Origin of the sequence: Halomonas sp. TP35 (assembly GCF_052375975.1) — a bacterium.
Taxonomy (GTDB): domain Bacteria; phylum Pseudomonadota; class Gammaproteobacteria; order Pseudomonadales; family Halomonadaceae; genus Vreelandella; species Vreelandella citrativorans.
Window position 1 is genome coordinate 413109 of sequence record NZ_JBQSUZ010000001.1, and the last position, 26189, is coordinate 439297.

Sequence of the window (26189 nt, forward strand, 5' to 3'; positions counted from 1 at the left end):
TAGTTATCACAGGACTTTATAGCCTGTGTCGGTTGCGTCAGCAGCTGGTCATGCGTAATAAACGCTTGCAAGCTGATCGGAGGGAGAGAGGTATGCGCCGTTGGAAACTGTTGCCAGATGGCACAGTAACCACATTGGTGGAACCAGTTGAATATCGGTTCTACTTCTTCAGCATGGCCCGCATGATGATGGTGGCTTGCTTGAGGGGCAGTATGTTGATGATGACCGCCGCCTTGATGGCTAGAGTGATGACTAGCTTCGTGATGCGCGTGATGTTGCCCATCGGACTGATACTGTGAAATCAGCGGCCCAACTAACAGCAGCTGCATCGCCACAAACGCCATACAAAGCGCAATGCGATACCAGAGCTTGTTTGCTGAGCATTGTAACTGCACGAAGCCATCTACCTTGGTGGGCAACAGACAAGCTGTTGACGGAGGATGGCCCAATAGTATCGGAAAGTTCCCAAATAAGAAGTGTTGGGCGTGTGGTCTTTTGCCACACAAGGGGCGGTTAACTACTTGTTATTTTTGGTGCGGCCGACCCTTTTAATGATCTTTTTTGGTGCAAAAAGCCGTTAGTGCTGATGGGTTATGACGGCTAAAACTTTGCAGCGATAGTAAAAGTCCACTTTTCCCCATTTTGGCGCATTCCTTGCATTTGAAAGGCTATGACCTATTCAAAAGGATGCGACTGTCTTCCATGACCTTGCGCGAACTCGCCCCACCGCTTGCGGGCTCCGGCCACCGCTTTGACCAGGAACGCCACTGGGCGGCCTCACTGGCGCTGCGTTTTGCCAAGCGCGATGGCGCCACGCGGTTAATCCAGGCACGCCACCAAGGGCCACTTCGGGTCCAGCGGCCGTTTTATCCTGAAGGCAGCCAGGAGGCGTGCCATATCTACGTACTGCACCCACCCGGCGGATTGGTCAGCGGCGACGCGCTCACCATCAAGGCTCACGTCGAGCAGGGCGCACATGCCCTGTTGACCACCCCGGCGGCGAATAAGCTTTATAAGGCCGATAGCCAAGGCGTGGCCTGGAGCCAGCGCACTGAACTTGAGGTCGCCGATGGCGCAACGCTTGAGTGGCTACCTCAGGAAACCATTGCCTTTGATGGCTCTAAAGGCGAACAGCGTACCCATATTGATCTTCACGGCAGTGCTCGCTGTTTAGGCTGGGAAGTCATGGCCTTGGGCCGCCCGGCGAGCGAGTTGCCATACTTATCAGGACGCATTGAGCAGTATTTTCGTTTGACGCTGGATGGCAAGCCGCTGTGGCTAGAACGCCAGCCGTTAGACCCGTTACACCCGCGCTTTATGGGGCGCTGGGGGCAGGGCGGCGCTACGGTGCAGGCCACGCTTTGGGCGGTGGGAATGAGTGATGCGCCAGCGGCGATTGAGGAGCTGCGTAATGCCCTGCCGGATAACCCACGCTGGGCGGTAACGGTGCGCCAGGACGTTTTATTGCTGCGCTATCTGGGTGACTCACGAAATGAAGCCTGGGCGCTGTGCGAACAGGCCTGGCAATTGCTGCGCCCGCGCTGGATTGAGCGCGAGGCCCATATTCCACGTATTTGGTTAACTTAATCGATTCTGATGGAGGCGCCCTATGGAATTAACCCCAAGAGATAAAGACAAGCTGCTGCTGTTTTCCGCCGCCCAGCTTGCCGAGCGGCGCAAAGCGCGAGGGTTGAAGCTTAGGCTTTGTACGAAAAGTTGGCTCGCAAGCAACGCTCTATGCAGGCTACGCATACCATCGCTCTGAAACTGCTCGCTAATTTTTCGTAGCGCGTTGCAAATCGACGTAACTCTTTAAGCCATCCAAAGCAGCGTTCTACCGCGTTTCTCTGGCGGTATCTGTGCTGATCAAAACGCCTCGGCAAACCAGGGCGTGTCTTGCGATGCATTTGACGTTGCGCAATAACGGGTTTTATACCGTGCCTGTCACAGTAACGGCGCAGTTCATCACTGTCATATCCTTTATCAGCGACCACGTAGCGGCTACGTTTGCGAGGCCTTCCAACACGGCCTGGTAGATAAACACTCTCCAGCGTCGAGATGAAATGTCGAGAATCAGCCTGCTGTCCTGGAGACAGGGTAAATGCCAGCGGCCAACCATGGGAATCACATACCAGGTGGATTTTTGTCGTTAAACCACCACGACTACGCCCCAATGCGTGATCTACCGGTTCTTCTGAGCCCCCTTTTTGCCGCCTCCTGCGGCAGCGCGGGTGGCACGTATCGAGGTCGAATCAATCATCCACGTATCCAGATCCATCAGTCCATCTTCACGCAGCCTGAGCTGTAAGCGAGAAAGGATAGCTTCAAACGTGCCATCATCCCGCCATTTTCGAAAGCGCTCATAGGCAGTTGACCAGGGACCATACCGCTCGGGTAGATCTCGCCATTTGGCACCAGAACAGAGCACCCAGAAAATACCATTGAGGACCTGCCGGTCATCCCGCCGGGGCCTGCCCATCACCTGAGTTGGCGACACAATATCTGTAATCTGCGCCCAGTTCTCATTGGATATCTCGTACCGGCCAACCATAATTCATTTCCCCCTATGCTTCTATTGCATGGGAAAACTTAGCAGATATCACTTTTCGTACAAAACCTAACTATCCCGAAGCGGTCGCGCTGATCAGTTTCGAGATTATCGAAGGTGCTCGGGACGGTCGCAGTGTGGCGGATTTGATGAGCTACGGGCGCGAGATTCTGAGCCGTGATGACGTGATGGAAGGCGTGGCCGAGATGGTCGACGAAGTCCAGGTCGAAGCCACTTTTCCGGATGGTACCAAGCTCGTGACGGTTCACACGCCTATTGTGTGAGGGGTGAGGAGTGAATGGTTAGGGGTAAGCGGTATTACTCCTCACATCTTACTCCTCACAACAAAACAAGGAGTAAGTAGATGATTCCCGGTGAGTATCAGTTAAAAGAAGATGATATTGAGCTATGCGTGGGGCGTGAGCGCATCACGGTGGACGTGGCGAACACCGGTGACCGGCCGATTCAGCTCGGCTCCCACTACCACTTTGCTGAGGCCAATCCCGCGCTGGTGTTTGATCGCGACAAGACCCGCGGTTTTCGCCTCGATGTGGCCGCAGGCACAGCAATCCGCTTTGAACCTGGCCAGACCCGTGAAGTCACGCTGATTCCGTTTGTGGGTAAGCGAGAGATCTACGGCTTTCGTGGCGAGGTGATGGGACCGCTGGACGGAGATAAACAATGAAACCGGGTAACAAGATTAGTCGGCAGGCCTACGCCGATATGTACGGCCCCACGGTAGGCGACCGGGTGCGCCTGGGCGATACCGAGCTGTGGATTGAGGTCGAAAAAGACGCCACCCACTATGGCGACGAGGTCAAATTCGGCGGCGGCAAGGTGATCCGCGATGGCATGGGTCAGAGCCAACGTAACGATGAAACCGTCATGGACACCGTCATCACTAACGCGCTGATTCTCGATTGGTGGGGCATCGTCAAAGCCGATGTGGGGCTACAGAACGGACGTATTGCTGCGATTGGCAAAGCGGGCAACCCAGACGTGCAGCCCGATGTGGATATCGTGATTGGCCCCGGTACGGAAATTATCTCGGGCGAAGGCAAGATCCTGACCGCGGGCGGCATCGACGCGCATATCCACTTTATCTGCCCCCAGCAGGTAGACGAAGCGCTGATGAGCGGTGTCACTACCATGCTGGGCGGCGGCACCGGCCCGGCCACCGGGTCGAATGCCACCACCTGTACGCCGGGCGCGTGGCACATTGGCAAAATGCTTCAGGCGGTGGATGACCTGCCCATGAATATCGGCCTGCTGGGTAAAGGTAATGCCAGCCTGCCGGAAGCCTTGGAGGCCCAGCTGGAAGCGGGCGCCATGGGCCTCAAGCTTCACGAAGACTGGGGCACAACGCCCGCATCAATTGATACCTGCCTGAGCGTGGCCGAGCGCTATGACGTGCAGATCGCCATTCACACCGATACGCTTAACGAATCGGGCTTTGTGGAAGATACTTTGGCGGCGTTTAAAGAGCGTGGCATTCACACCTACCACACTGAAGGCGCGGGCGGCGGACACGCGCCGGATATCCTCACTGCGTGTTCCAAAGAGTACGTACTGCCGTCATCGACTAACCCCACGCGGCCCTACACGGTGAACACCATTGATGAGCATCTGGATATGCTCATGGTTTGCCACCACCTGGACCCCAACATTCCCGAAGACGTGGCGTTTGCCGACTCACGCATTCGCCGTGAAACCATTGCTGCCGAAGATATCCTGCACGATTTGGGCGTGATCTCAATGATCGCCTCCGACTCTCAAGCCATGGGGCGGGTAGGCGAGGTGGTCTGCCGCACATGGCAAACCGCGCACAAAATGAAAGTACAGCGTGGCTTGCTGCCTGAAGATGAAGCGCTTGGTGCCGATAATCTGCGTGCCAAGCGCTATATCGCCAAGTACACCATCAACCCGGCGATCACCCACGGTATCGCTCACGAGGTGGGCTCTATTGAGGTAGGCAAGCTTGCCGATCTGGTGCTCTGGAAACCGGCTTTCTTCGGCGTTAAGCCGTCGCTGATTTTAAAAGGCGGCATGATCGCGGCAGCACCCATGGGCGACCCTAACGCTTCAATCCCCACGCCCCAGCCGGTTCATTATCGACGCATGTTCGGCGCTTTTGGCCGCGCGGCCAGCCAGACCCGGCTCAATTTTGTCAGCCAGGCGGCGATTGATGCAGGCCTCAAGGAGCGCTTGGGGCTTCAGAGCACGCTTGCCGCGTGCAAGAACGTACGCGGGGTGCGTAAGAAGGATATGAAGCTCAACGATGCCTGCCCCGAGCTGACCGTGGATCCGCAGACTTATGAAGTGCGCTGCGATGGCGAGCTGTTAACCTGCGAGCCCGCCACAGAGCTGCCGTTGGCTCAGCGTTATCATTTGTTCTAGATGCAACCCCGGCAGCGCTGCGCACTGCATCGCTAGCTGAAGCTACTCCTACAGGGGGGCATGCACTTTAACCGGTAGGAGCTGAGTTCCACTCGGCGATGGCGGCGCAGCCGCCCTTGGGTGACGGGGCGCGGTGCATGGTGTTAGCCACCAGCCTTGGCAGCGCTGCGCACTGCATCGCTAGCTGAAGCTACTCCTACAGGGGATGCATGCACTTTAACCGGTAGGAGCTGAGTTCACTCGGCGATGGCGGCGCAGCCGCCCTTGGTTGGCATGGCGCGGTACATGGTGTTAGCCACCAACCCGGCAGCGCTGCGCACTGCATCGCTAGCTGGAGCTGCTCCTGCAGGGCGTAGGCTGATTGGAAAGGTTCAATGTATTGGGCGATTAAGAGGTTAATGATGCTGAAACTGATAGAACGTTTAGGCCCGGTGGATGAAAGCGCAGCCAGCGATACGCTCACACTTCCCTTTGAACTGCGCATCCGTGGGCGCCTAAAAGCCGAAAGCGACAATGGCCAGGCGCTGGGGCTATTTTTAGACCGTGGCCCCGTACTGCGCAGTGGTGAAGGGTTAAAAGCGGAAAGCGGCGAGGTCATTCGCGTATGCGCCGCCATTGAACCGGTAGTGACCGCACGAGTAAGTGCTGGCTTACCCCTGGCGCGGTTGGCCTACCACTTGGGCAACCGTCATGTGCAGTTGGCGCTGGGCGAAGACGAGCGCGGCGGCTGGGTACGCTTTCCGCCCGATCACGTGCTGGAGGAGCTGGCTGAACTGCTGGGCGCAACGCTTGAACGTCACGCGGCCACGTTTGATCCAGAGCCGGGCGCCTATAACCAGGTGGGTGGACATGGTCATTCACACAGGCACTCGCATGCTCACGACCACGACCACGACCACGACCACAGCCATCACCATGCCCACTGAATCCGCAGCGTTGGGCAGCCAGCCTGATCTAGCCCTGCTCGGGCTGATGCAGCTAGTCAGCCCGGCACTGCCCATCGGGGCCTTTGCGTTTTCTCAAGGGCTGGAAAGTGCCTTTGAACTTGGCTGGGTTCACGATGAGCAGACGTTGGCCGAGTGGCTTTCCGGCGTGCTGGAAGATGGCCTGACCCGCTGTGAACTACCGGTAATTGTCCGCTTATATACGGCGTTTACGCAGCACGACAGCGCGGCGATTGCCCAGTGGGATGGTTGGCTGAGTGCCACGCGGGAAACCGCCGAGCTTGCCGCTGAAGACAGTCGCTTGGGAGCCTCTCTCAAGCGGCTGTTGGGTAGCCTTGGCCTGCTACCCAGTGAGGGCTTACTACCGTCCTTGTTACCGGTTCAGCCGGGCTATGTCACGCTGTTTGCGTTTACCGCCCATGCGCGAGGCGTAAGCATTCGTCAGGCGCTGATCGGGTTTGCCTGGGCATGGCTTGAAAACCAGCTGGCGGTGGCCTGTAAAGCGCTACCTCTTGGGCATACGGCCGCTCAGCGGATTATCGAACAGCTGCGATCGCCGCTGGTTAGCGCGGTAGATGAAGCATTAACGCTCGACGATCACGACCTTGGCCCCATATTGCCGGGGCTGGCGCTAGCCAGTGCCCTACACGAAACTCAATATTCACGCCTATTTAGAAGTTAGGAGATACTTACCATGACTCACTGTTTACGTATTGGTGTGGGCGGCCCCGTTGGTTCGGGTAAAACGGCGCTACTCAAGCAGCTCTGTCTGGCGCTGCGCGACTATTACGATATCGCGGTGGTGACGAACGATATTTATACCCGCGAAGACGCTGACTTTCTGCTTAAGCATGACGCCTTGGCCGCTGATCGCATTCTGGGCGTCGAAACCGGGGGGTGTCCGCATACGGCGATTCGTGAAGACGCCTCGATGAACCTGGCGGCTATCGATGAATTACAGGCGCGCCATCCTAAGCTTGAGCTGGTATTGGTAGAGTCTGGGGGAGATAACCTTTCTGCGACGTTTAGTCCCGAGCTTTCTGACCTCACGCTTTATGTGATTGATGTCTCGGCGGGAGACAAAATTCCGCGTAAGGGTGGGCCGGGGATTACCAAGTCGGATCTACTAATTATCAACAAGATCGATATCGCCGAGCAGGTGCACGCGTCGTTAGAGGTAATGGAGCGTGATTCAAAGAAAATGCGCGGCGAGCGGCCCTTTGTATTTACCAACCTTTACGATGGCGTAGGGCTTGAAGAGATTGTTCGCTTTATTCTTGATAAAGGAATGCTGGATGAGCGGCGCCCTCAGGCAGCGCTGGCGTAGTGGTTGAAACGCTGTCTTTGAACGTTCGCTGTTGAAAATCCGCTGCGGGACAGCCGCTATTGAGACATGGCTGCCAAAGTAACGTGACGTTAAAAAGTAAAATGCAGTGCAATAAAAAGCTGCCATGACCAGGCGGTACAAGGTCATGGCAGCTAAACTGTAGGTCGGCATCTTTGCCAAAAACGGGCCATCCTTGGCCACCACATCCACACAGTGCACCTTATGCTCGGTAAACACCTTAACTTGGGTTATGGAAACAGGTTTATATTCTAAAATAGCAACTAGTAGACTCGAAATGTCCGATTTTTAACGGAAATAATGATTTTTATTAACTTTTGCTAAAACCATTGAGCTTCTCGTGTAAGTCGCTGTGGCAAGACTAAAAGCTAATGTTATTGAGCTTTTATTGTGATGTGCTAACGAGAGACTTGCTGTTCTGATAGCCGGGTAGCCAGCAGTGTTGCAGCGCGGCGTGCCAAGGGGGAAAACTCCACGCTCTCAAGTGCCAGGCTGGCAACAAGGCGCTGCTTCATTGAGCGTGCCCAAAAGGTTTCCAGGTGACGGCAGATAGCCGCTGCTGCTGCCTCTTCATCACGACCGCTGCCCAGGTTGGTGGCGATCTGGTTAGTCATACGGACCAAATTGGCATCGTTGTTGTTTGACATAGGGTCTCTCCTCAACGCGGTAAAGGGCTCAGCCCTTGGCAGTGACAGGGCGGTGATAAATTACATGACGGCCTGGGCGTGCAAAACCGGCTAACAGAAGACCTGCTGCCTGCGCCTGTTCAACGGCCAGGGCGGTAGCTGCCGAGACGGCAACCAGCGCGCCGATCCCCACGCTTGCGCACTTGTGTACCATTTCATAGCTGGCTCGGCTGGAAACTAGTACAAAGCCCTCCTGGAGTGGTACGTCATCGCGTGCCAGCGAACCGATCAGTTTATCCAGTGCGTTGTGACGACCCACGTCTTCACGCACTCTTTGTATACGCCCCTGCAGATCACACCAGGCCGCGCCATGCACGGCGCCTGTTGCTTCCTTTAGAGGCTGATGGTCATCTAGCGTACAAAGCGCATGCTGAATGGCTGTGTCGTCAAGGTGTGGTGCACTCACCGTAGGGATGGGCCGAATGGCCTGCTCCAGGGCTTCTGTACCGCACAGCCCACAGCCGGTACGCCCGGTTGTGCTACGGCGGCGTTGTTTAAGCTCGGCCAGCCGCTGGCTGGCAATGCTTAGGTGAACCGCCAGGCCTTGAGCCTCTTCATGAAGCTCAAGGTCGTAGCACTCGTGAGAGTGGGCCAGGATGCCTTCAGAAAGACTGAACCCCAGGGCCAGATCTTCAAGATGCGAAGGACTTGCCATCATGACCGCATGGGAAATGCCGTTGTAGACCATCGCTACCGGCACTTCTAGCGCTAGCGCGTCCTCCTGCACAGTAGCGCGCCAATTGGCCGCGCTACTGTGGACTTCAACCGACTGGCGCGCCAAGGCGTCAGCCGGTTGCGCGGGTGCGTCGCGTTCACGCACTGCACTCATGACGCCTCCTGCTGCGCCTTGGCCAAGTGGCCACGCTGGGCCTTGTCAAAGGAGGAGAAACGCTGCTGCCAAGCGGAGGGCTGGCTGACTTTTTCTACTTGCACGGCGGTAACCTTGTATTCGGGGCAGTTGGTGGCCCAGTCCGAATTATCGGTAGTAATCACGTTGGCGCCACTACCGGGATGATGGAACGTAGTGTAGACCACCCCCGGCTGCATTCGCTCGCTCAGCCGCGCACGGAGCACCGTATGGCCTGATCGGCTGGTAATGCCGAGCCAGTCGCCGTCGCGCACGCCACGTAGCTCGGCGTCGCTTGGGTGCAACTCTAATATGTCCTCATCGTGCCAGTGTTGGTTGTCGGTGCGACGGGTTTGGGCACCCACGTTGTATTGGCTAAGAATCCGCCCGGTGGTGAGCAGCAGTGGGAAGCGGCGGGTGGCGCGCTCCTCGGTGGGCACGTATTCGGTAATCGCAAAGCGCCCGAGGCCAATGGGGAAGTTGATTTCGTGCATGGTCGGCATTCCCTCAGGATACTCGGCATTACACGGCCACTGTAGGCTGCCATAGACTTCCAGCTTTTCGTAGCTCACCCCGGCAAAGCTCGGCGTTAGTTGAGCGATCTCGTCCATGATTTCAGAAGGATGCGCGTAGCGCATCGGGTAGCCCAGCGCGTTGGCCAGGTCCTGGGTGATTTCCCAATCCTGCTTACCGGCTAGCGGTGGCATGACCTTGCGTACTCGGTTGATACGTCGTTCGGCGTTGGTGAAGGTGCCGTTCTTCTCCAAAAAGCTGGAACCCGGTAGAAGTACATGGGCGAATTTGGCCGTCTCGTTCAAGAAGATATCCTGAACAATCAGGCAGTCCAGCGAACGCAGCGCAGCCTCAACGTGCTGCGTGTTGGGGTCAGACTGGGCGATATCTTCGCCCTGCACGTAAAGCGCCTTGAAAGTTCCTTCGATGGCGGCATCGAACATGTTGGGAATGCGCAGCCCCGGTTCATCGTCGAGCTTGACGCCCCAGACGCTTTCAAAGCGGCCACGGGCAATCGGGTCGGCCACGTGCTGGTAGCCCGGCAGCTCATGCGGGAAGGAGCCCATATCGCAGGAGCCTTGCACGTTATTCTGGCCGCGCAGCGGGTTCACGCCCACGCCTTCACGGCCAATATTGCCGGTGGCCAGGGCCAGGTTGGCAATTCCCATCACCATAGTGGAGCCTTGGCTGTGCTCGGTCACGCCCAAGCCGTAGTAAATGGCGCCGTTGCCAGCAGTGGCGTAAGTGCGCGCTGCCTGTCGCACAGCCTCGGCGGGCACGCTGGTAATCGCTTCGCTGGCTTCCGGAGAGTGGCGCGGGTCGGCGATAAACGTGCGCCAGCTTTGGTACGCTTCGGTGTCGCAGCGGCTAGCCACGAACGCCTTGTCTTCAAGACCTTCAGTGACCACCACATGCCCAAGCGCGTTGATCAGCGCGACGTTGGTACCAGGGCGCAGCGGCAAATGCTGGGCGTCGCTCAGGTGAGGCGTTTTGAGCAGATCGATAGAGCGTGGGTCAGCGACGATTAGCTTCGCGCCCTGTCGCAGGCGCTTGCGCATCAACGAGCCAAATACCGAGTGGGCATCGGTGGGGTTGGCGCCAATCACGATAATCGCGTCGGCTTTCATTACCGAGTCAAAGGTCTGGGTGCCGGCAGATTCGCCCAGCGTGGTTTTCAGGCCGTAGCCGGTGGGCGAGTGGCAGACCCGTGCACAGGTGTCGGTATTATTATTGCCAAACGCTGCGCGAATCAGCTTCTGCACCAGGTAGGTCTCTTCGTTGGTGCAGCGCGATGAGGTGATACCACCAATGCTCTCGCGGCCATGCTCGGCCTGAATCGCTTTTAGGCGATTAGCGGCAAACCCAATGGCTTCTTCCCAGCTGGCCTCGCGCCAGGGCTGGTCGATGCTGTCGCGGATCATCGGCGTGGTCAGGCGGTCGGGGTGAGAGGAGTAGCCGAACGCAAAGCGCCCCTTCACACACGAGTGGCCGTGGTTAGCGTCGCCGCCCTTGTAGGGCACCATGCGCACCAGCTTGTCACCTTTCATTTGCGCTTCAAACGAGCAGCCCACACCACAATAGGCGCAGGTCGTGACTACGCTGCGGTCCGGCACGCCGTGATCAATGACGCTGTTTTCCATCAGCGTGGCGGTCGGGCAGGCCTGTACACAGGCGCCACACGAAACGCAGTCTGAATCCATAAACGCTTCGTCTTGCCCCGCGGCCACTTTGGAATCAAACCCGCGACCGTCGATGGTCAAGGCGAAGGTGCCCTGCACTTCCTCGCAGGCGCGCACGCAGCGGGAGCAGACGATGCACTTGCTGGGGTCGAAGCTGAAGTAGGGGTTGGAGGTATCTTTGGTGGCCTGAAGATGGTTCTCACCGTCAAACCCATAGCGTACTTCGCGAAGACCAACGCTGCCCGCCATGTCTTGTAGCTCGCAGTCGCCATTGGCCGGGCAGGTCAAACAGTCCAGCGGATGGTCGGAGATGTACAGCTCCATCACGTTGCGGCGCAGTTTGGCGAGTCGCTCGTTCTGGGTGGTCACCTGCATGCCTTCCACCACGGGGGTGGTGCAGGAGGCTGGCAGCCCACGGCGGCCCTCTACCTGTACGGCGCATAACCGGCAAGAGCCGAACGGCTCCAGGCTGTCGGTGGCACATAATTTGGGAATATTAATATCGGCCAGCGCCGCTGCACGCAGTACCGAAGTGCCTTCCGGCACCGTGATGGTAATACCATCAATTTCCAGGTTCACCAGCGCCGTACCCGTTGGGAAAGGCGTGCCCAGGTCTTTATCGTGGGCGGCGCTTCTGGCGTACTGTTTGGGGTCAAAGTGTCCGATCATGATCTGTCTCCGTTCGCGGCCCGCTGAAAATCGTCAGGGAAGTGGTTCAGGGCGCTTTGCACTGGGAAGGGGGTCATGCCCCCCATGGCACAGAGCGAACCATCCACCATCGTTTCGCAGAGGTCATGGAGCAGGGCGAGGTTGGCCTCGCGGTTTTGGTCGGCGCGGATACGATCAATCACTTCCACGCCACGGGTTGAGCCGATACGGCATGGCGTACACTTGCCGCAGGACTCCACCTTGCAGAATTCCATCGAGAAGCGCGCTTGTTCGGCCATATCCACGCTCTCATCAAACATCACCACACCGCCGTGACCTAGCACCGCGCTCTCGGCGGCAAAGGCTTCGTAGTCCAGCGGTAAGTCCCATTGGGATTCCGGCAGGTAGGCGCCCAGCGGGCCTCCCACCTGCACGGCACGCAGCGGTTTGTCGCTTAACGTGCCGCCACCGAACTCCTCCATCAGGGTGCGCAGCGTGGTGCCGAAGGCAAGTTCCACCAATCCGCCGCGCTGAACATTACCCGCCAGCTGAAGTGCCAAGGTGCCCCGCGAGCGGCCCATGCCATGCGAGGCGTAAGCCTCAGCGCCTTCAGCGAGGATAAACGGCACGGCGGCCAGCGAGAGCACGTTGTTAACCACGGTAGGAAGGCCGAATAGTCCTTCAATAGCGGGCAGCGGTGGTTTGAAGCGTACCAGGCCGCGCTTGCCTTCCAGACTTTCGAGCAACGAGGTTTCTTCACCGCAAATGTATGCCCCAGCGCCCAAGCGCACTTCCAAATGAAAAACGCGGCCACTGCCACACAGGTTCTCACCCAGATAACCGGCCTGTTCGGCATGGGCGATGGCCTCGTCAAGAATCTCCTTGGCCAGCGGGTATTCTGAACGCAGGTAGATGTAGCCTTGGGTTGCGCCTACTGCAAGCCCGGCAATCGTCATGCCTTCAATCAGCAGGTAGGGGTCGCACTCCATCACCAACCGGTCGGCGAAGGTGCCGGAGTCGCCTTCATCAGCGTTGCAGACGATATACTTTTGATCGGCCGGTGTGTCCAGCACCGTCTGCCACTTGATGCCAGTAGGAAACGCCGCCCCACCGCGCCCGCGCAGCCCAGAGGCTTTTACTTCCTCAACAATGTCCTGTGGCGCGCTTTGCAGCGCTGCCTCCAGACCGCGAAACCCACTATGCGCCCGGTAATCTTCAATCGAGAGTGGGTCGGTAATACCAATACGGGCGAACGTCAGGCGCTGCTGGCGAGCGAGGTAATCGATCTCTTCGGTTGGCCCCAGGGCCAATGAATGGGTGATGCTGCCCTGCAGCATGCCGCTGTCCAGCAGCGCGGGGATATCGGCAAGTGCCACCGGGCCATAGGCAAAGCGGCCGGTGGGTGTTTCCACCTCAACCAGCGGCTCAAGCCAGGCAAGCCCGCGTGAGCCGTTGCGCACCAGCGTAATGGGTTCACCATGGGCAGCGGCTTCTCGTGCCAGCCGGTTGGCGATGGCATCGGCGCCCAGCGCCAGCGCGGTGGTATCTCGGGGTACGAAAACACGAATGCTCATGCGATTACCTCCAGCGGCCTGGTTTGCAGCTCATCCAATAATGCATCGAAAGCTTCAGGCGTTACCCGACCGCGCACGCCATTATCCACGCGAACGGAGGGGCCACAGGCGCAGTTGCCCAGACAGTAAACGGCCTCAAGGGTGATATCGCGGTCGCTGGTGGTCTGGTGGTAATCGATGCCCAGGCGCGCTTTGGCGTGAGCCTCAAGCTGGCGCGCGCCGACGGCCTGGCATGCCTCGGCGCGACAGATCTGCACCACGTGGCGACCCGGCGGTGCGGTCCGAAAGTGGTGATAAAAGCTAATGACCCCGTGTACTTCAGCGCTGGTCAGCTGTAATGACTCGGCGATGAGAGGCACGGCATCCGGAGGAATAAAGCCGAAGCGGTCCTGGAGGGCATGAAGAATCGGCAGCAACGCGCCTGGTTTGTGGCGTAGCGCATTGATCTCGGCCTGAATCGACTGCGACGACCATTCTCGAGACTCATTCATCATGTCTCTCCTGGTGCTGATTTATTATTTAGTAAACATGCACAGCTCTGCCTATTTTAAGCGATGTGTTAAAAAGAGCGTGCACCACGGTCAGTGCAACGCTAGCATCAACGCTATAAGTACAAAATATGAAAGATTATGCCTATGAAAAAAGCCATGCAAAAAATCAGCGTTATCCCCTCTTGGTGCTTTCGCGATGAGGAGGGTAATCAGCTTGATATACATCTACTTCGCTTGCTTGAAGCGGTTTATCGGCGGGGAAAACTCACGCTCGCCGCAAGCGATGTCGGCATCTCGTATCGCCATGCTTGGAACCTTTTGCGCCAGAGTGGGGAGTTCTTTGGCGTACCGCTGGTAGAGATGCAGCGTGGGCGCGGCGCACGGCTTTCACTGCTAGGTGAAAAGTTGTTGTGGGCCGAGCAGCGTGCGATTGCCCGCCTGGGGCCGCAGCTGGAAAGCCTGGGGTCTGAACTGAACCTGGCGATTCAACAGCAGCAGCAAGGGGCGCTATCGGTGTTGCGGCTGCACGCCAGCCATGGTTTTGCTGTCGAGCTACTTCCCAAATACCTGCACGAAATACCCCTGGACTTACAGTACTGCAGCCCGCAAGAGTCGCTGACGGCCCTTCATCGGGGCAGTTGCGATGTGGCGGGTTTTCATCTGCCGCGTGGCAAGGTCGGTGAGCGCGTACGCGATACTTACCAAGGGCTTTTAAAGCCGCGTCAGCACCGAGTGATTGGCTTTATCGCCAGGACTCAGGGGCTGATGGTGGCGCCGGGTAATCCGCTTGGTATCACGGGGGTCGCATCGCTGGCTGATAAGTCCGTGCGGTTCGTCAACCGCCAGGCTTCGTCAGGCACGCGCTCGCTGCTGGACTGCCTGTTAAAAGAGGCGGCGGTTTCCAGCAAAAAGATTCGTGGGTTTGAAATAGAGGAGTTTACCCACTCTGCGGTAGCTGCTTACGTCGCCGCTGGCATGGCTGATTGCGGCTTTGGTGTAGAGGCTGCCGCTCAAAAGTTTGGGCTTGATTTTTTACCGCTGGCTATCGAAGACTATCTTTTGGCCTGCCATCACCGTTCATTAAAAGAACCACGGCTATGTGCCTTTCTGAAGGCATTGCAGGGTGAGCCCTTTCAGGAAGCGGTCAAGCGCCTGCCGGGTTATAGCCCAAGCCAGTGTGGTGAGGTGATGCGGCCCGAGGATGTACTCACGGCAAAGAAATGAGTGCTCTGTTAAACACCAGGAGACAGAAAAGCAGAACTTCGCTTATCCAGCGATCAATAACCCAATCAACGGCCCGCCCTCAACGCAAGAGCGGGCCGTTTGCTCACCCTGGAGCGTTGGATGGAGGAACGTTTAGTAGCTGGTAATCCATAAAATGATGCCAAACCAGATGGGATCAAACCCCAGGCTTGTGATCATGGGAAACGTAATAGGCAGCGTCATTAGCAGTAGTGTTATGCCATCAAAGAAGCAACCCGGTACGATATAAATGATAACAATCATCAGCTGCCAATCGCGGCAAACATGATAGAAGCATGTTTAAAGCACCCTTATTGACGCTTCATGCACTGTTTTATATTCATGAACGGCGACGGGCGACCATAGAATGGCTAACAATTCCTTGCACACTTATCCTGGCCAGCAGTGATGCGATGCCAATTGATTACCTTTCAGGTTATGTTGGTATCTTGAAAACGCCCCCTTTTGCACCGTCGTCGTGGTCAGGTTGAGGGAATATATGAAAGATAAGTTTTGTAGCTTGTTGAAAAATAAAAATATGGCCTATTTACCACCAGAACAAACGCTGGCAGTGCCCGCAAAAGTGAAAACAGTCGTTTTTTTGTTGATGGAAAATTTTTCCATGATGGCATTTACAGGTGCTGTTGATGCGTTGGTAACAACGAATTTGATGAACGCAACGACCACTTACAACATAAGGGTTGTCGGTAATGGCAGCGCCGCTGTGCAATCAGACTTGGGGATTGAAATTAACGCTGATGCATCTCTTGCGGATTTTGATCTTTCCAACGAAAAAGTAGATGTATTGATAGTGTGTGGTGGCTTGAGAGTTAAAGCGCAGTCCTCAGCGCTTGTGCGTAATAAGCTAAGAAAGGCAGATAGTCACGGCGTTGTATTGGGTGGTTTATGGAATGGCGCCTACTTTCTTGCAGACGCAGGTCTGTTGAGTGGCTATCAGTGCGCGTACCATCCTGACGGACGCGCCATGATGGCTGAGGAGTTTCAAGACGTTACTATCTCTGCTCGAAGCTACGTTGTGGATAGAAAGAGATTAAGCTGCGCGGGCGCGAGCAGCTCCCTAAGCCTCATGCTAGAAGTTGTTAGAGCCGATTGTGGTGACCAAGTAGCCAGTGCGGTTGAGGAAATGCTCAGCTGTGACAAGGAAATAGAACTGCCAGACATTTCAACGATTAACGTTGATCAAAACCATACGTTACCAGAAACGCTTAAAACAGCCCTTCAGTTGATGAAAAACAATATTGAAGAGCCGTTATCTATTGTTGAAATAGCCAATTGGGTGGGTATTTCACGGCGCCAGCTAGAGCGATTGTTCTGTCACTATATTGTCGCTAGCCCTTCTCGGTATTACATGGAGTTGCGTTTAACACGGGCGCGGCAGCTATTGCAGCAAACAAATAAACCGATAGCAGAGGTGACCGTGGCAACAGGGTTTGTGAGTGTTTCGCACTTTAGAAACTGCTTTTATCAACTGTTTGGCGTGTCCCCTGGCCAGTTTAGAAAGTCGTTTCAAAAGGGCGGCCGTTTCCTGTGACCTTGTGCATGAATGGCGGCGTACTGATAAATACGGGATTCAAAGGGAGCCGGGCAGGCTCCCTTGAAGAGCATATCTGGACGATATTAATTTCCCGACCACCCCATGAATATGGGGACATAGACCACTAGCAGCAGCACGCCGATTAGACCCAGCAGATAAGGCACGATGGCGCGTGTAATACGCTCAAGCGGTAGCTGTGTCACTGAAGATGCAACGTACAGGTTGATCGCCACGGGTGGCGTGATCATGCCTATCGAGAGCCCTACCACAATAATCAGACCGAAGTGGATTGGATCGACCCCCAGCTGCAGCACCAGCGGTAGCAGCACCGGCGTTAAGATAATCAGCGCGCTTGCCGTTTCGATAAACACACCGGTCAGCAGGATGACGGCGACCACCAGCAGCATGATAATCAGCGGGTTGGTGGAGAGCGACAACACCGATTGTGCGATAGCACCAGGCACCTGCCAGCTAGACAGCGTCCAGCTCAGCACCGCCGACATGGCAATCACTAGCATGATCACTGCAGTGGTGATGGCTGAGCGGATCAGCAGCCGATACACCTGGGGCAGGGTTAAATCACGATAGATGAATAGCGATACCAGTAGCGCATAGTTGACGGCTACCACCGCCGCTTCAGAGGGCGTAAAGATCCCCGTGAAGATACCGCCCAGAATAATCACCGGCGTCATCAAGCCCCAGCTTGCCGCCTTGAACGTGCGCAAGATGGTGGTGATGGACAGCGGTGTCCCCTTGGGGTACTGGCGTTTATAGGCTTGGGTAATAGCAATCGCCATTAATCCCAAACCCATTGCCAAACCAGGTAAAAAACCGCTCAAAAACAGCTTGGATACCGACTGCTGGGCAATCACCGCATAGATAATCATGGGCACCGAGGGCGGAATGACCACGCCAATCGTGCCACTGGCGGCAATCAGGCTGGCCGCCGATGCGGGGTCGTAGCCCTTTCGCTTAAGCTCCGGCACCAGGCTTGAACCGACCGCCGCCGTGGTGGCTGCCCCCGAACCCGAAATAGCGGCAAAGAACATGCCCGCCATGACCGATACGACCGAAAGCCCGCCACGCATAAAGCCCACCAGCGAATCGGCAAAACTCACCAACCGCTCGCTCACCTTGCCCTGGGCCATTAAGTCACCGGCAAGAATGAACATGGGAATCGCCACCAGCGCGAAGGAGTTGATGCCCTGGAACATCTGCTGGGTCACCACCATCAGCGGCACGCCCGACTGATACAGGGCAAACAGAGTGCTTGCGCCAATCGCAAAGGCAATTGGTACGCCCATTAGCATAAACAGGAAGAACAGGCCAAATAGCAGCATGGTCATGGTGTCTGTTCTCCAGTGGGTTGCGAGGGTTTGCCTTCAAGCACCAGTTCAAGCAGATCGACCAACGCATACCAGGCCATGATGGCTGCACTGATCGGCATTACGGCATACACGTACGACATCGGCACGCGCAGCGAGGCGGATTTCTGAAAGCTCTGTACCTGCATGTAGCGATAGCCGATCACTACCAGCGTGATCATAAAAGCGATAACCACCATCACCGCCAGTATTCGCGCTATTTGGCGTAAACGAGCGGGAAGCGCGTCGACGGCAAAGGTAACGGCGATATGATGGCCGCGCTGAAAAGCCAGCGTGCCGGCTAGAAAGGTAATCCAGATGAGCAGAAAACGGGCGACCTCTTCGGTCCAGCCAAAGGCGGTGAAAAACACTCGAGAGACAATTTGCAGCGTAATCACGCCGATCAAGGCCGCCATGCCCGCAAAGACCACTGGCTGGAGAACCGTATCTAGACCGCGCTCTATGCCTCTTAATAGCGCCAATAAAGGTTGAGAGAAAGTGGCCACGTTACTGCAGTGCCTCCTGGGTGCGAGGAAGGTGGTTACTGAACTGTTCGCCAAATAGCTCCTGAGGGGGTGTCGCCGCACTTGGGTAGCTGTCGTCGCTATTCATTACGAAGGCAATCGCCCGTGTAGCGTGTTTACGTAAATGGCGGGGCGTGCGGGAAGAGGGGGCGTTATCCACGTTATCTCCTTGGAATGATCTGTGTTTTTATAGTGTAGAGGGGGGGAGGCCTTAATCAGCGCGTCATCTATACCATATTGGTTTTAGCGAACAAATAATTGATTGTAATCCCGCCATTCGTCGTAGAGTCTGCCGGAAAACCACGCTGGCAATAAAAAACGTTTTAGATCGTAGCCTTGAGCAAATACACCGTTGGCGATAGCCTCTCTGCCTACGTATAAATACATAGCCAGGCTTCACGCCGCACCGACCGGCCCTGACAGGAACAGAAAATGGACACGCTGATTAATAGTCTTACCGACATCGTAGGAAAAACAGGCGTACTGCTGGGTGATGACGTTGCCCAGCGCAGTGTCGACTGGTTCACCAAAGCGTCTTGTCAGGCAAAAGCAATTATTCGACCGCAATCCACTGAACAGCTCAGCCAAGTCATGACGCTTTGTTATGAGGCCAATCAGCCGGTGGTCACCCACGGTGGATTAACCGGCGTCGTGCATGGCGCCGTTGCCAGCCCAGACGAACTCGTGGTGTCACTGGAGCTAATGAACCAGATTGAGCATATCGACGCCGTGGGCTCCACGATGCAGGTACAGGCGGGCGTGACGCTTCAGCACGTTCAGGAAGCCGCTCAAGAGATCGACATGCAGTTTGCGCTGGACTTGGGCGCGCGCGGTTCCTGCACCATTGGCGGTAACATCGCCACTAACGCGGGCGGCATTCGGGTGATTCGCTACGGCATGATGCGCCAACAGGTATTAGGGCTGGAAGTGGTTCTCAGCGATGGTACTGTGGTCAGTTCCATGAACACTATGCTGAAAAACAACGCCGGTTACGATTTAAAGCAGATGTTTATGGGTAGCGAAGGCACCCTGGGGATTGTTACCCGGGCCGTGCTGCGCCTGCATCCGAATATGCCTAGCGAGCAGACCGCGTTCGTCGCGGTGCCCTCGTTCGACGCGCTGACATCACTGTTGAAAATGGCCTCCAAAGAGCTTGCCAACAGCCTGAGTGCCTTCGAAGCGCTATGGAACAATCACTACGCGTTGATGACTTCCGCGACGACCAAACACACCGCATTGCTGGCCAACAACTCGCTGTTCTACGCCATTATTGAAACGCTTGGCTCGGACGATGAGAAAGATGCCGAAGCGTTTGCGAGTGTACTGGAAAAAGCCCTCGAAGCAGAGCTGATCACGGATGCCGTGCTGGCCAGTTCCAGCAGCCAGCGCGAAGGTATCTGGGCCGTGCGCGAGGATATAGAAACCCTGGTGCACGCGCTTGACCCGATGTTCTCCTACGACATTAGCCTGCCGATCACCCACATGGATGAGTACGTAACGGCACTGGAAAGTAAGTTGAAGGCGCAATGGCCAGAAACCTGCGAGCTGGTCGTGTTTGGCCATCTGGGCGATGGCAACCTGCACATCATCGTCACGGTGCGTGACGCCAGCCAGGATGCTCGGCGTCAGGTCGAAGAGTTGGTGTACGGTTCGCTGGTGAAGTACAACGGCTCGATCTCCGCTGAACACGGGGTGGGCCTGGAAAAGCGCGACTACCTGACACTTTCACGCTCACCAGAAGAGATCGCCCTGATGAAGCGCCTGAAACAGGCAATGGACCCTAAAGGGCTGCTTAACCCCGGAAAAATTCTGGCCTGAGCACCTGGTTAGTCATCGCATTCAGCCAACAGGCCACCGTGAGGTGGCCTGTTGGGTTCATTAATCAATCAATTGGTGAGGCGAGGCTTACTCCGCCAGTGCTGCTTGAATGCGTGGCAGGTAGTCACCAAACTGCTGGCCGTACTTCTCGTACACCGGCACCACCGCGGCTTGGAAGGCCTCAATATCAGGCGAGTCATTAATCTCCATACCGGCTTCCTGCAGAGCGGCTAGCTGTTCGGCTTCCATATCGGCATTAACCTGGCGTTCGTACTCAGCGGCTTCCTGGGCCGCCTCTTCCAAAACGGCCTGTGCTTCTTCCGGCAGTTGGTTCCAGGCCGACATGCCCATCACAAAAATAGCCGGGGCATAGGTATGGCGCGAGAGCGTCATATAGTTCTGCGTTTCGCCCAGCTTAAAGGAGTAGACCACGTTTACCGGGTTTTCCTGACCGTCGATGGTGCCCTGCTGCATCGCCGTGAGTGCCTCGGTCCAGGCCATCGGGATAGCGTTGGCGCCCAGCTCGCGGAAGGTATCGGTGTATACCGGATTCTCCATCACACGAATGCGCAGACCGTCCATATCGGCTGGCGTGTTCACTGCGCGCTCGCTATTGGTCAGATTGCGAAAGCCGCGTTCGGCGTAGGCCAAGCCTTTCAGGTTAACGTCGGAAAGCTTATCTAAAAGCTCCTGGCCGATTTCGCCGTCCAAAACCCCATAAGCCGCCTCAGGGGACGGGAACAGGAAGGGCAGCTCAAACACTGCCATCTCTTCGACAAAGTTGGCCACCGGACCATTGGTAATCAATCCCATATCCACGGTGCCAATCTGCATGCCTTCCAACAACGTACGCTCATCGCCTAATGAAGCATTGGGGTAGATATCAATGATCACCTTGCCGTCGGTGCGCTCTTCCACCAACTCCTCAAACTTGGTAGCAGCGATATGAAAGCCATCCTGCTCGTTGACCACGTGCGCCAAGCGCAGAGTCACGGGGTCCATATCGTCAAAATTAGCCGCGTAGGCTGAGCTGCAAAGCGCCAAGGAAACAGAGAGTGCCAGCGCATGTTGTGCGAATGTTTTCATTTTTATAGGTTCCGGATGTGTAATAAAGGAAAGTGCCTGCAAAGCATGCATCACACGAAGCAAAACGGTCAATTAAGCGAACAGTAAAGCCGCCGCGCGGCTAGACACAGCACGCCCGCACAGGTACGATACGCACCCAATGCGCCCGTAGCTCAGTTGGATAGAGTATCGGCCTCCGAAGCCGAGGGTCGCAGGTTCAAATCCTGCCGGGCGCGCCAGACATATCAAGGGCTTACGTTTATTCGTAAGCCCTTTTGTTTTGTCTATGACCATTTGTAAACGCGCGTCGGTTTTGGCATAGTCTGGCACAACAATTGGGACAACCTTCTTGGCAGTGATTAGCTCTTTTCTTGCAGCCTATTTGGCACTGGATCGAAACAAGACCACTTTTCATCTTGTTGATCTGCCCCGACCCGGGTCGGTAACGTTTAGTTTCGGTGAATCATATTTTACTAAAAGTAAGCTTACGTCTTATCTCACTCGATAGGGCATACCTGTTAGGTAATGCCCAAAATAAACCTAGGTAGGGCCAGTGATAACTCAGGTATGAAGGTCACTATCAGTACCATTGGAAGGTGGCCAAAGAGCAAAAACTTCATTGTGACCCCAAAGTACTTATCGAGAGATATTTTACTAACGCCTGCAGCCATATAAAGCATAGGTGCGCATGGTGGTGAGACATTACCTAACCCTAAATTGACGCCAACAATAGCGGCAAAATGAATAGGATGTACGCCAATAGCAGTGGCTAATGGCAGCAGCACAACTGCAGCTAAGATGCTGCCGGAAATGTCATCGACAATCATGCCGATTAAAAGCAGAACGAGATTTATAAGCAATAGAATGACGAGTGGGCTGTCTGATAGTCCCAGTAGAAAGCCTGTCACTTGGCTCGGCACCTGTTGAAGGATCATGGCGCGGCTCATCATGAAGAGAAAGAAAAGCACGGCAATGATTGACCCAATCGTCAATGTGGCTTGAATCAAGCCATTCCAGAATGCCTTGACGCTAAGAGTGCGGTAGAGCACAAATCCAGCAAAGGTGGCGTATACGAAGGCTATGGCTGCTGCCTCAGTAGGCGTCGCTATGCCTCCATAAATGGTGCCCAGGATGATGATAGGCATTAGAAGTGCCCAAATTGCGCTTTTACCGCTTTTCAGGATCTTAATGCCAGCCTGTCGTACAGGCAGTTTTTCATCAACTTGTATGTTGGGGTTGTTGCGCAGGAAAAAGAAATTCAACCCGACGTAGATAATCATCAGTAATACGCCGGGAATGACGGTGGAAAGAAAGGCAGCGCTAACGGAAAGCCCACCCGTTATCGCGAAGACGATCATCGGTACCGAAGGTGGGATGAGCAGTGCAAGTACCGAAGAGCATGCTACCAAGGCGGTTGCATGGCCAACAGGATAGCCCTCTCGAACCATTCGCGGAATCATAATCTGGCCAATCGCTGCGATGGCGGCAGAAGATGAGCCAGAAATGGCTCCAAAAAGAGCACACGTTATAACGGTAACAGCTCCCAGGCCGCCCTTAACTCTTCCTACGAAGGCATTGATGAAGTTGAGTAAGTGTGTGGATATCCCCGCTTGGGCCATTACCACGCCCGCTAATACGAAAAGAGGTAGCGCTAATAACGCAAAACTGGTTGTCGTTTGAAATGCATAAGGAATAAGGAATGAGATATCAGCACCAGTGCTGAGCAAATAGACAAGAGCACCAAGACCAAAGGCGAAGGCTATCGGCATTCCCAAGAGTAATAAAGCTACAATAATCCCGAGAGCTAGGGAAAAAATCAGCATCGTTGCCTCTCTTCTTTTTGTATGCGACGAAGGTCAAGGAACTGGTTAATCGTTTGCATGAGCAACGCTAATATAGTGCCTAAAAAGCCCACTACTAATGAGGCAGACCACAACCACCTAGGCCAGCGCATATAGGAGCTCAAGCGACCTCGATCGAAATCAAACATGGCGTACTTAATGGCAAAGTAACCAAACACCACGCAGACAGCTATGCTCAGTAGGGACATGCAGAGATTGATGATTTGGGTCTTGCTACGAGATTTAACAATAAGATCTAATATGCCGCCGCGTATATGCTCGCCCTCTCTAGTGGTATAGGCAATAGCCGGAAAATAAATCCATGCTCCTAGCAGCAGCGCAATCTCTTCAATGCCTAGAAATGGGGAGTTAAAGACGTAGCGCATTAGCACTTGACCAAACATCAAGCCACCCAAAAGAATGCTAAATATTGCCAGCGAACTTTTGAGAAGCATTGCATAAGCGGCTTCACACTTTAAAAAAACTGAATAGAGTGGGCTAACAGGAAAGTTTGGCACGGCAGTCACTTCTGCCACCTGGCTTACCTGATGGCTTTCATCCGCAGGGGAAAAGTCTTTTTCCTTTTCTTGTATTGGCATCACTTTACTCCAAAGAGAAAGGCCCACTAAACGCGGGCCTTGGGTCTTACTCAATACCAGCGGCTTGTCTCAGTTTTGCCATAATTTCGGAGCCGACCAGCTTCTCCATTTCAGGCCATTCTGTTTCATGAACAATTTGTGCAGCAGTGGCAATCTGCTCATCACTGAGTTCGACGACATCAATGCCTGAATCTCGCACTTTATCCAGGAATTCTTCACTCAAGCTCTGAGCCTCATCCCAAGACCACAGCACAGTGTCGTCGGCAGCGCTCTGTAGTAAGTCGCGGTTCTCCTCAGAAAGTCCTTCCCACCAGTCTTTATTCACTAGCCAGAAAGCAGTTTCAAAGTAGTCATTGGTAAGAATGTTCGTTTCCAGAACATCTCGCTGCTGGTAAGTTTCTACTGCAGTCGAAAAGGCTCGGGCATCGACTGTACCTAGCTGTAGGGCGGTATAGACCTCTGAGAGTGGAATAGGTACTGATGCGAAGCCAAGGTTACGGAAGCGGTCAATGGCGATAGGGACAGGTGGTACACGGACCTTAATATTGTTGCCATCTTCGGGGAAGTTGACAGGGACTTCTCCTACGCCTTTGCGGATAACAAGGGAGCCAAAATCGGTAGGGATAATGCCGATAGTATGCAGGTCGAGATCATGAAATATGCTGTTATAGACTTCTAGCATTTCGCCATTAGGCCCATAGACATCCCGAGCGTCTTCCCAGTTCGAAACAACATAACCAAGCCATGAGAGGTCGAGGCGTTCGTCAAATTCCGAGGCACCCCAAGTCAGCGTCATCGGCACAACGCCTTGCATGGATTGCTCAAATAGAGACGTCCAGTCTCCTAAATCACCACCTTGGTGGTAGGCAATCTGAAACTCCTCACTTTCCTGAATCTCGTCGATAAAACGCTCAGAAATAGCGTGGAAGATATGATCGCTTGGCATGGCATGTGCCAATATGAAGCGCTCATTAGCTTGCGCTTGGGACGTAATGCCCACGCTCGCCATAGCAACGGCTGCAATCGCTACGCTTGTGCGAATCTTCGTAAGCGGTAATCTTTTCGGCATCTCTACTACTCCTTTCTTGTACTTTGTTTATTAAGAAGAGTTTTATAGTATATATTAGCTTAATAGACTGGGTGTTGAGCTTTAGTGCATGGTTTTTAGTTCTTGAAAATTATCCGCTATTGCTGTTTATGTTTTCTAGATCTAGATAAAGATTAAAGCCACCTTTGATCAACTTCTAGTTAATCAAAAATAGATTTACCCCTCCTGTCACTAATAGGTTTTTTTGATTTATATCAAGCTCTTCAAATAACTTGACATTGCGAAGTTCAGGCTAGGGTAAATAATTTTTATTTTAAATAAGTATTTGATTAATCTAACGTAAGGTTTTGTTTAACATAGTTGGTTTTTGGCACGTAATTACCCCGTCTCTATTATGCTTAAGTATTAGTGTTTGGAGAGGTGCTGATCAGTTTATTCAACTCATCAAAATATGTTTCCAAAACTAAATTAGAAAACCCTCCTTTACGGGTGATGGCGCTGTAACCTGTGAAGTAATGCCATTTATTGGGTGGCAGTGCTTTCATCTGCCCGTCGCGTACCCATCGCTCAGCATAATGAGTGGGTAGGTATCCGATATAGCTCCCAGACAGTATAAGAAAAGCAACGCCCTCGCGGTCGGTCGCTGACGCTGATGCTTTAAGCGGTTCATGCATTGCCTTTATTTCTGGTGTTTGGGCATAAGCGGGTACAACAGCGTCGTAATGTGGTAAGTCTTCTTCCGTAATATTGTTCGCGTGAAATAGTGGGTGTTCAGTCGAGCAGTAAAGTCTTGAGGTTTCTTCGTACAGTGTCAGGTAGTCAAGCCCTGGTAGAGTTTTGAGATTAGGAATAACGCCGGTATGTAAGCGTCCATCAAGAACGGCTAGCTCAATATCACTAGGCGGAATCATGCGAATGTTGATACGAACATCGGGGCCTTTCTCTTTGAGTGCATTAAGCGCATGAGTTATATGCATTTCGGGCATGGTTACTAGGTTATCGGTAATACCAATGTTGAGCTCACCTTTGAGCTGGGCATGCAAGCCGTTGACTTGAGTGCGAAATCCCTCAACTGCCGCTAAAAGCTGTAGAGACAATTGGTAAACTTCAGAGCCTTCATTCGTTAGGGCAAAGCCACTACGGCCACGTTGACAAAGGCGGAGGCCAAGTCGTGTTTCCAAGTCATTCATTGCCATGCTAATGGCAGCACGGCTAATGCTTAATTCGACTTCAGCCGCTGAGAAACCCCCGCATTCCACGACTTTTCGATAAATTCTGAGGAGCCGAAGGTCAGAGTCGCTTGGTTGCCCCATTGGCGCTACTTTCCGAAGTGCCATATTTTTCTTGCTCCTTACCTACACAGTGAGATTTATGTAACCCCCATCGTAGCGTCATCGTGCTTAAAAGTTAAGTAAGTAGTTATTTGAAATAAACTAGTTGTTTATTTAACTTATCAAAGAG

The 26189-nt window shown here is 54.4% G+C and carries 24 protein-coding genes, 1 tRNA gene and 3 pseudogenes; 13 read left to right on the forward strand and 15 right to left on the reverse strand.

Annotated elements, in window-relative coordinates:
* The first annotated feature begins 92 nt into the window (after window positions 1-92).
* From ACT3RU_RS01900 to ACT3RU_RS01910, 3 genes and pseudogenes are all read left to right on the forward strand, one after another.
* Window positions 93-299 (forward strand): hypothetical protein, encoded by a 207-nt coding sequence (locus ACT3RU_RS01900; RefSeq protein WP_225733841.1) that lies wholly within the window; start codon window positions 93-95, stop codon window positions 297-299.
* A 403-nt stretch (window positions 300-702) separates the two neighbouring features.
* Complete coding sequence (locus tag ACT3RU_RS01905; RefSeq protein ID WP_087110721.1) at window positions 703-1587, forward strand: urease accessory protein UreD; 885 nt, start codon at window positions 703-705, stop codon at window positions 1585-1587.
* Between the two features lie 22 nt (window positions 1588-1609).
* Window positions 1610-1699: pseudogene (locus ACT3RU_RS01910) on the forward strand (urease subunit gamma); the annotation flags it as partial.
* On the opposite strand, the gene ACT3RU_RS01915 reads toward ACT3RU_RS01910, so the two are convergent.
* Window positions 1698-2551 (reverse strand): IS5 family transposase gene (locus ACT3RU_RS01915; protein WP_087110723.1). Its coding sequence is split into 2 segments (ribosomal slippage): window positions 1698-2195 and window positions 2198-2551, totalling 852 coding nucleotides; the frame shifts between segments, so codons are not numbered across the junction. The pseudogene ACT3RU_RS01910 and the gene ACT3RU_RS01915 overlap by 2 nt on opposite strands.
* A gap of 62 nt (window positions 2552-2613) precedes the next feature.
* Between ACT3RU_RS01915 and ACT3RU_RS01920 the strand changes: the two are divergent.
* From ACT3RU_RS01920 to ureG, 6 genes and pseudogenes are all read left to right on the forward strand, one after another.
* Window positions 2614-2832, forward strand: a pseudogene (locus tag ACT3RU_RS01920) (urease subunit gamma); the annotation flags it as partial.
* Between the two features lie 80 nt (window positions 2833-2912).
* Entirely contained in the window at window positions 2913-3233 is a 321-nt protein-coding gene (locus tag ACT3RU_RS01925; RefSeq protein WP_087110727.1) for an urease subunit beta, read from the forward strand.
* The gene (gene ureC, locus ACT3RU_RS01930) at window positions 3230-4945 is read left to right on the forward strand and encodes an urease subunit alpha (protein ID WP_192527747.1); all 1716 of its coding nucleotides are present in this window, start codon (window positions 3230-3232) and stop codon (window positions 4943-4945) included. The genes ACT3RU_RS01925 and ureC overlap by 4 nt, the downstream gene beginning before the upstream one ends.
* Window positions 4946-5346: 401 nt before the next feature.
* Window positions 5347-5871, forward strand: a complete 525-nt coding sequence (gene ureE / locus ACT3RU_RS01935) for an urease accessory protein UreE (protein ID WP_192527746.1) — start codon at window positions 5347-5349, stop codon at window positions 5869-5871.
* Entirely contained in the window at window positions 5861-6571 is a 711-nt protein-coding gene (locus ACT3RU_RS01940) for an urease accessory protein UreF (RefSeq protein ID WP_087110732.1), read from the forward strand. Before ureE ends, ACT3RU_RS01940 begins: the two co-directional genes overlap by 11 nt.
* A gap of 12 nt (window positions 6572-6583) precedes the next feature.
* Window positions 6584-7216: an urease accessory protein UreG gene (gene ureG / locus ACT3RU_RS01945; protein WP_087110734.1), complete on the forward strand. Its 633-nt coding sequence runs from the start codon at window positions 6584-6586 to the stop codon at window positions 7214-7216.
* Window positions 7217-7632: 416 nt separating this feature from the next.
* Here ureG and ACT3RU_RS01950 read toward each other — a convergent pair whose 3' ends face one another.
* Genes ACT3RU_RS01950 through ACT3RU_RS01970 form a run of 5 tightly spaced genes read right to left on the reverse strand, consistent with a single transcriptional unit; the run spans window position 7633 to window position 13672 of the window.
* On the reverse strand, window positions 7633-7881 hold the full coding sequence (locus tag ACT3RU_RS01950; RefSeq protein ID WP_087110736.1) for a formate dehydrogenase subunit delta: 249 nt from the start codon (window positions 7879-7881) through the stop codon (window positions 7633-7635).
* A 28-nt stretch (window positions 7882-7909) separates the two neighbouring features.
* On the reverse strand, window positions 7910-8749 hold the full coding sequence (gene fdhD / locus ACT3RU_RS01955) for a formate dehydrogenase accessory sulfurtransferase FdhD (protein WP_087110738.1): 840 nt from the start codon (window positions 8747-8749) through the stop codon (window positions 7910-7912).
* Window positions 8746-11628, reverse strand: a complete 2883-nt coding sequence (fdhF, locus tag ACT3RU_RS01960; RefSeq protein ID WP_483392489.1) for a formate dehydrogenase subunit alpha — start codon at window positions 11626-11628, stop codon at window positions 8746-8748. Before fdhF ends, fdhD begins: the two co-directional genes overlap by 4 nt.
* On the reverse strand, window positions 11625-13181 hold the full coding sequence (locus tag ACT3RU_RS01965) for a formate dehydrogenase beta subunit (protein ID WP_192527745.1): 1557 nt from the start codon (window positions 13179-13181) through the stop codon (window positions 11625-11627). Before ACT3RU_RS01965 ends, fdhF begins: the two co-directional genes overlap by 4 nt.
* Window positions 13178-13672 carry a formate dehydrogenase subunit gamma gene (locus tag ACT3RU_RS01970; RefSeq protein WP_087110744.1) on the reverse strand — a complete coding sequence of 165 codons (495 nt, stop codon included), beginning with the start codon at window positions 13670-13672 and terminating at the stop codon, window positions 13178-13180. The genes ACT3RU_RS01965 and ACT3RU_RS01970 overlap by 4 nt, the downstream gene beginning before the upstream one ends.
* 156 nt (window positions 13673-13828) lie before the next feature.
* Between ACT3RU_RS01970 and ACT3RU_RS01975 the strand changes: the two genes are divergently transcribed.
* A complete protein-coding gene (locus ACT3RU_RS01975; protein WP_192527783.1) occupies window positions 13829-14896 on the forward strand; it encodes a substrate-binding domain-containing protein in 1068 nt (355 codons plus the stop codon).
* Between the two features lie 150 nt (window positions 14897-15046).
* Here the strand turns inward: ACT3RU_RS01975 and ACT3RU_RS01980 are convergent.
* Window positions 15047-15181 (reverse strand): annotated as a pseudogene (locus ACT3RU_RS01980) (TRAP transporter large permease subunit); the annotation flags it as partial.
* Between the two features lie 232 nt (window positions 15182-15413).
* Here ACT3RU_RS01980 and ACT3RU_RS01985 point away from each other — a divergent pair.
* On the forward strand, window positions 15414-16466 hold the full coding sequence (locus tag ACT3RU_RS01985) for a GlxA family transcriptional regulator (protein WP_192527744.1): 1053 nt from the start codon (window positions 15414-15416) through the stop codon (window positions 16464-16466).
* Window positions 16467-16552: 86 nt separating this feature from the next.
* Here the strand turns inward: ACT3RU_RS01985 and ACT3RU_RS01990 are convergent, their stop codons facing one another.
* From ACT3RU_RS01990 to ACT3RU_RS02000, 3 genes are read right to left on the reverse strand one after another with little or no spacing between them, the layout of a single operon-like run.
* Window positions 16553-17815: a TRAP transporter large permease gene (locus ACT3RU_RS01990; protein ID WP_192527743.1), complete on the reverse strand. Its 1263-nt coding sequence runs from the start codon at window positions 17813-17815 to the stop codon at window positions 16553-16555.
* Window positions 17812-18339: a TRAP transporter small permease gene (locus tag ACT3RU_RS01995; protein WP_087110751.1), complete on the reverse strand. Its 528-nt coding sequence runs from the start codon at window positions 18337-18339 to the stop codon at window positions 17812-17814. The genes ACT3RU_RS01990 and ACT3RU_RS01995 overlap by 4 nt, the downstream gene beginning before the upstream one ends.
* A 1-nt stretch (window position 18340) precedes the next feature.
* A complete protein-coding gene (locus tag ACT3RU_RS02000; protein WP_192527742.1) occupies window positions 18341-18517 on the reverse strand; it encodes a hypothetical protein in 177 nt (58 codons plus the stop codon).
* A 272-nt stretch (window positions 18518-18789) separates the two neighbouring features.
* Between ACT3RU_RS02000 and ACT3RU_RS02005 the strand changes: the two genes are divergently transcribed.
* Window positions 18790-20175, forward strand: coding sequence for an FAD-binding oxidoreductase (locus ACT3RU_RS02005; protein ID WP_192527741.1), 1386 nt, complete (start codon window positions 18790-18792; stop codon window positions 20173-20175).
* Window positions 20176-20262: 87 nt separating this feature from the next.
* On the opposite strand, the gene ACT3RU_RS02010 is transcribed toward ACT3RU_RS02005, so the two are convergent.
* Window positions 20263-21261 (reverse strand): TRAP transporter substrate-binding protein, encoded by a 999-nt coding sequence (locus ACT3RU_RS02010; protein ID WP_192527740.1) that lies wholly within the window; start codon window positions 21259-21261, stop codon window positions 20263-20265.
* A gap of 141 nt (window positions 21262-21402) precedes the next feature.
* On the opposite strand from ACT3RU_RS02010, the gene ACT3RU_RS02015 reads away from it, so the two are divergent.
* Window positions 21403-21479, forward strand: a tRNA-Arg gene (locus tag ACT3RU_RS02015).
* A gap of 279 nt (window positions 21480-21758) precedes the next feature.
* Here the strand turns inward: ACT3RU_RS02015 and ACT3RU_RS02020 are convergent.
* From ACT3RU_RS02020 to ACT3RU_RS02035, 4 genes are all read right to left on the reverse strand, one after another.
* Window positions 21759-23063 (reverse strand): TRAP transporter large permease, encoded by a 1305-nt coding sequence (locus ACT3RU_RS02020; RefSeq protein ID WP_087110758.1) that lies wholly within the window; start codon window positions 23061-23063, stop codon window positions 21759-21761.
* Complete coding sequence (locus tag ACT3RU_RS02025) at window positions 23057-23680, reverse strand: TRAP transporter small permease (RefSeq protein ID WP_087110760.1); 624 nt, start codon at window positions 23678-23680, stop codon at window positions 23057-23059. Before ACT3RU_RS02025 ends, ACT3RU_RS02020 begins: the two co-directional genes overlap by 7 nt.
* Before the next feature lie 46 nt (window positions 23681-23726).
* A complete protein-coding gene (gene dctP, locus ACT3RU_RS02030) occupies window positions 23727-24749 on the reverse strand; it encodes a TRAP transporter substrate-binding protein DctP (RefSeq protein ID WP_087110762.1) in 1023 nt (340 codons plus the stop codon).
* A gap of 377 nt (window positions 24750-25126) precedes the next feature.
* Window positions 25127-26065 (reverse strand): LysR family transcriptional regulator, encoded by a 939-nt coding sequence (locus tag ACT3RU_RS02035; protein WP_087110764.1) that lies wholly within the window; start codon window positions 26063-26065, stop codon window positions 25127-25129.
* Window positions 26066-26189 lie beyond the last annotated feature (124 nt).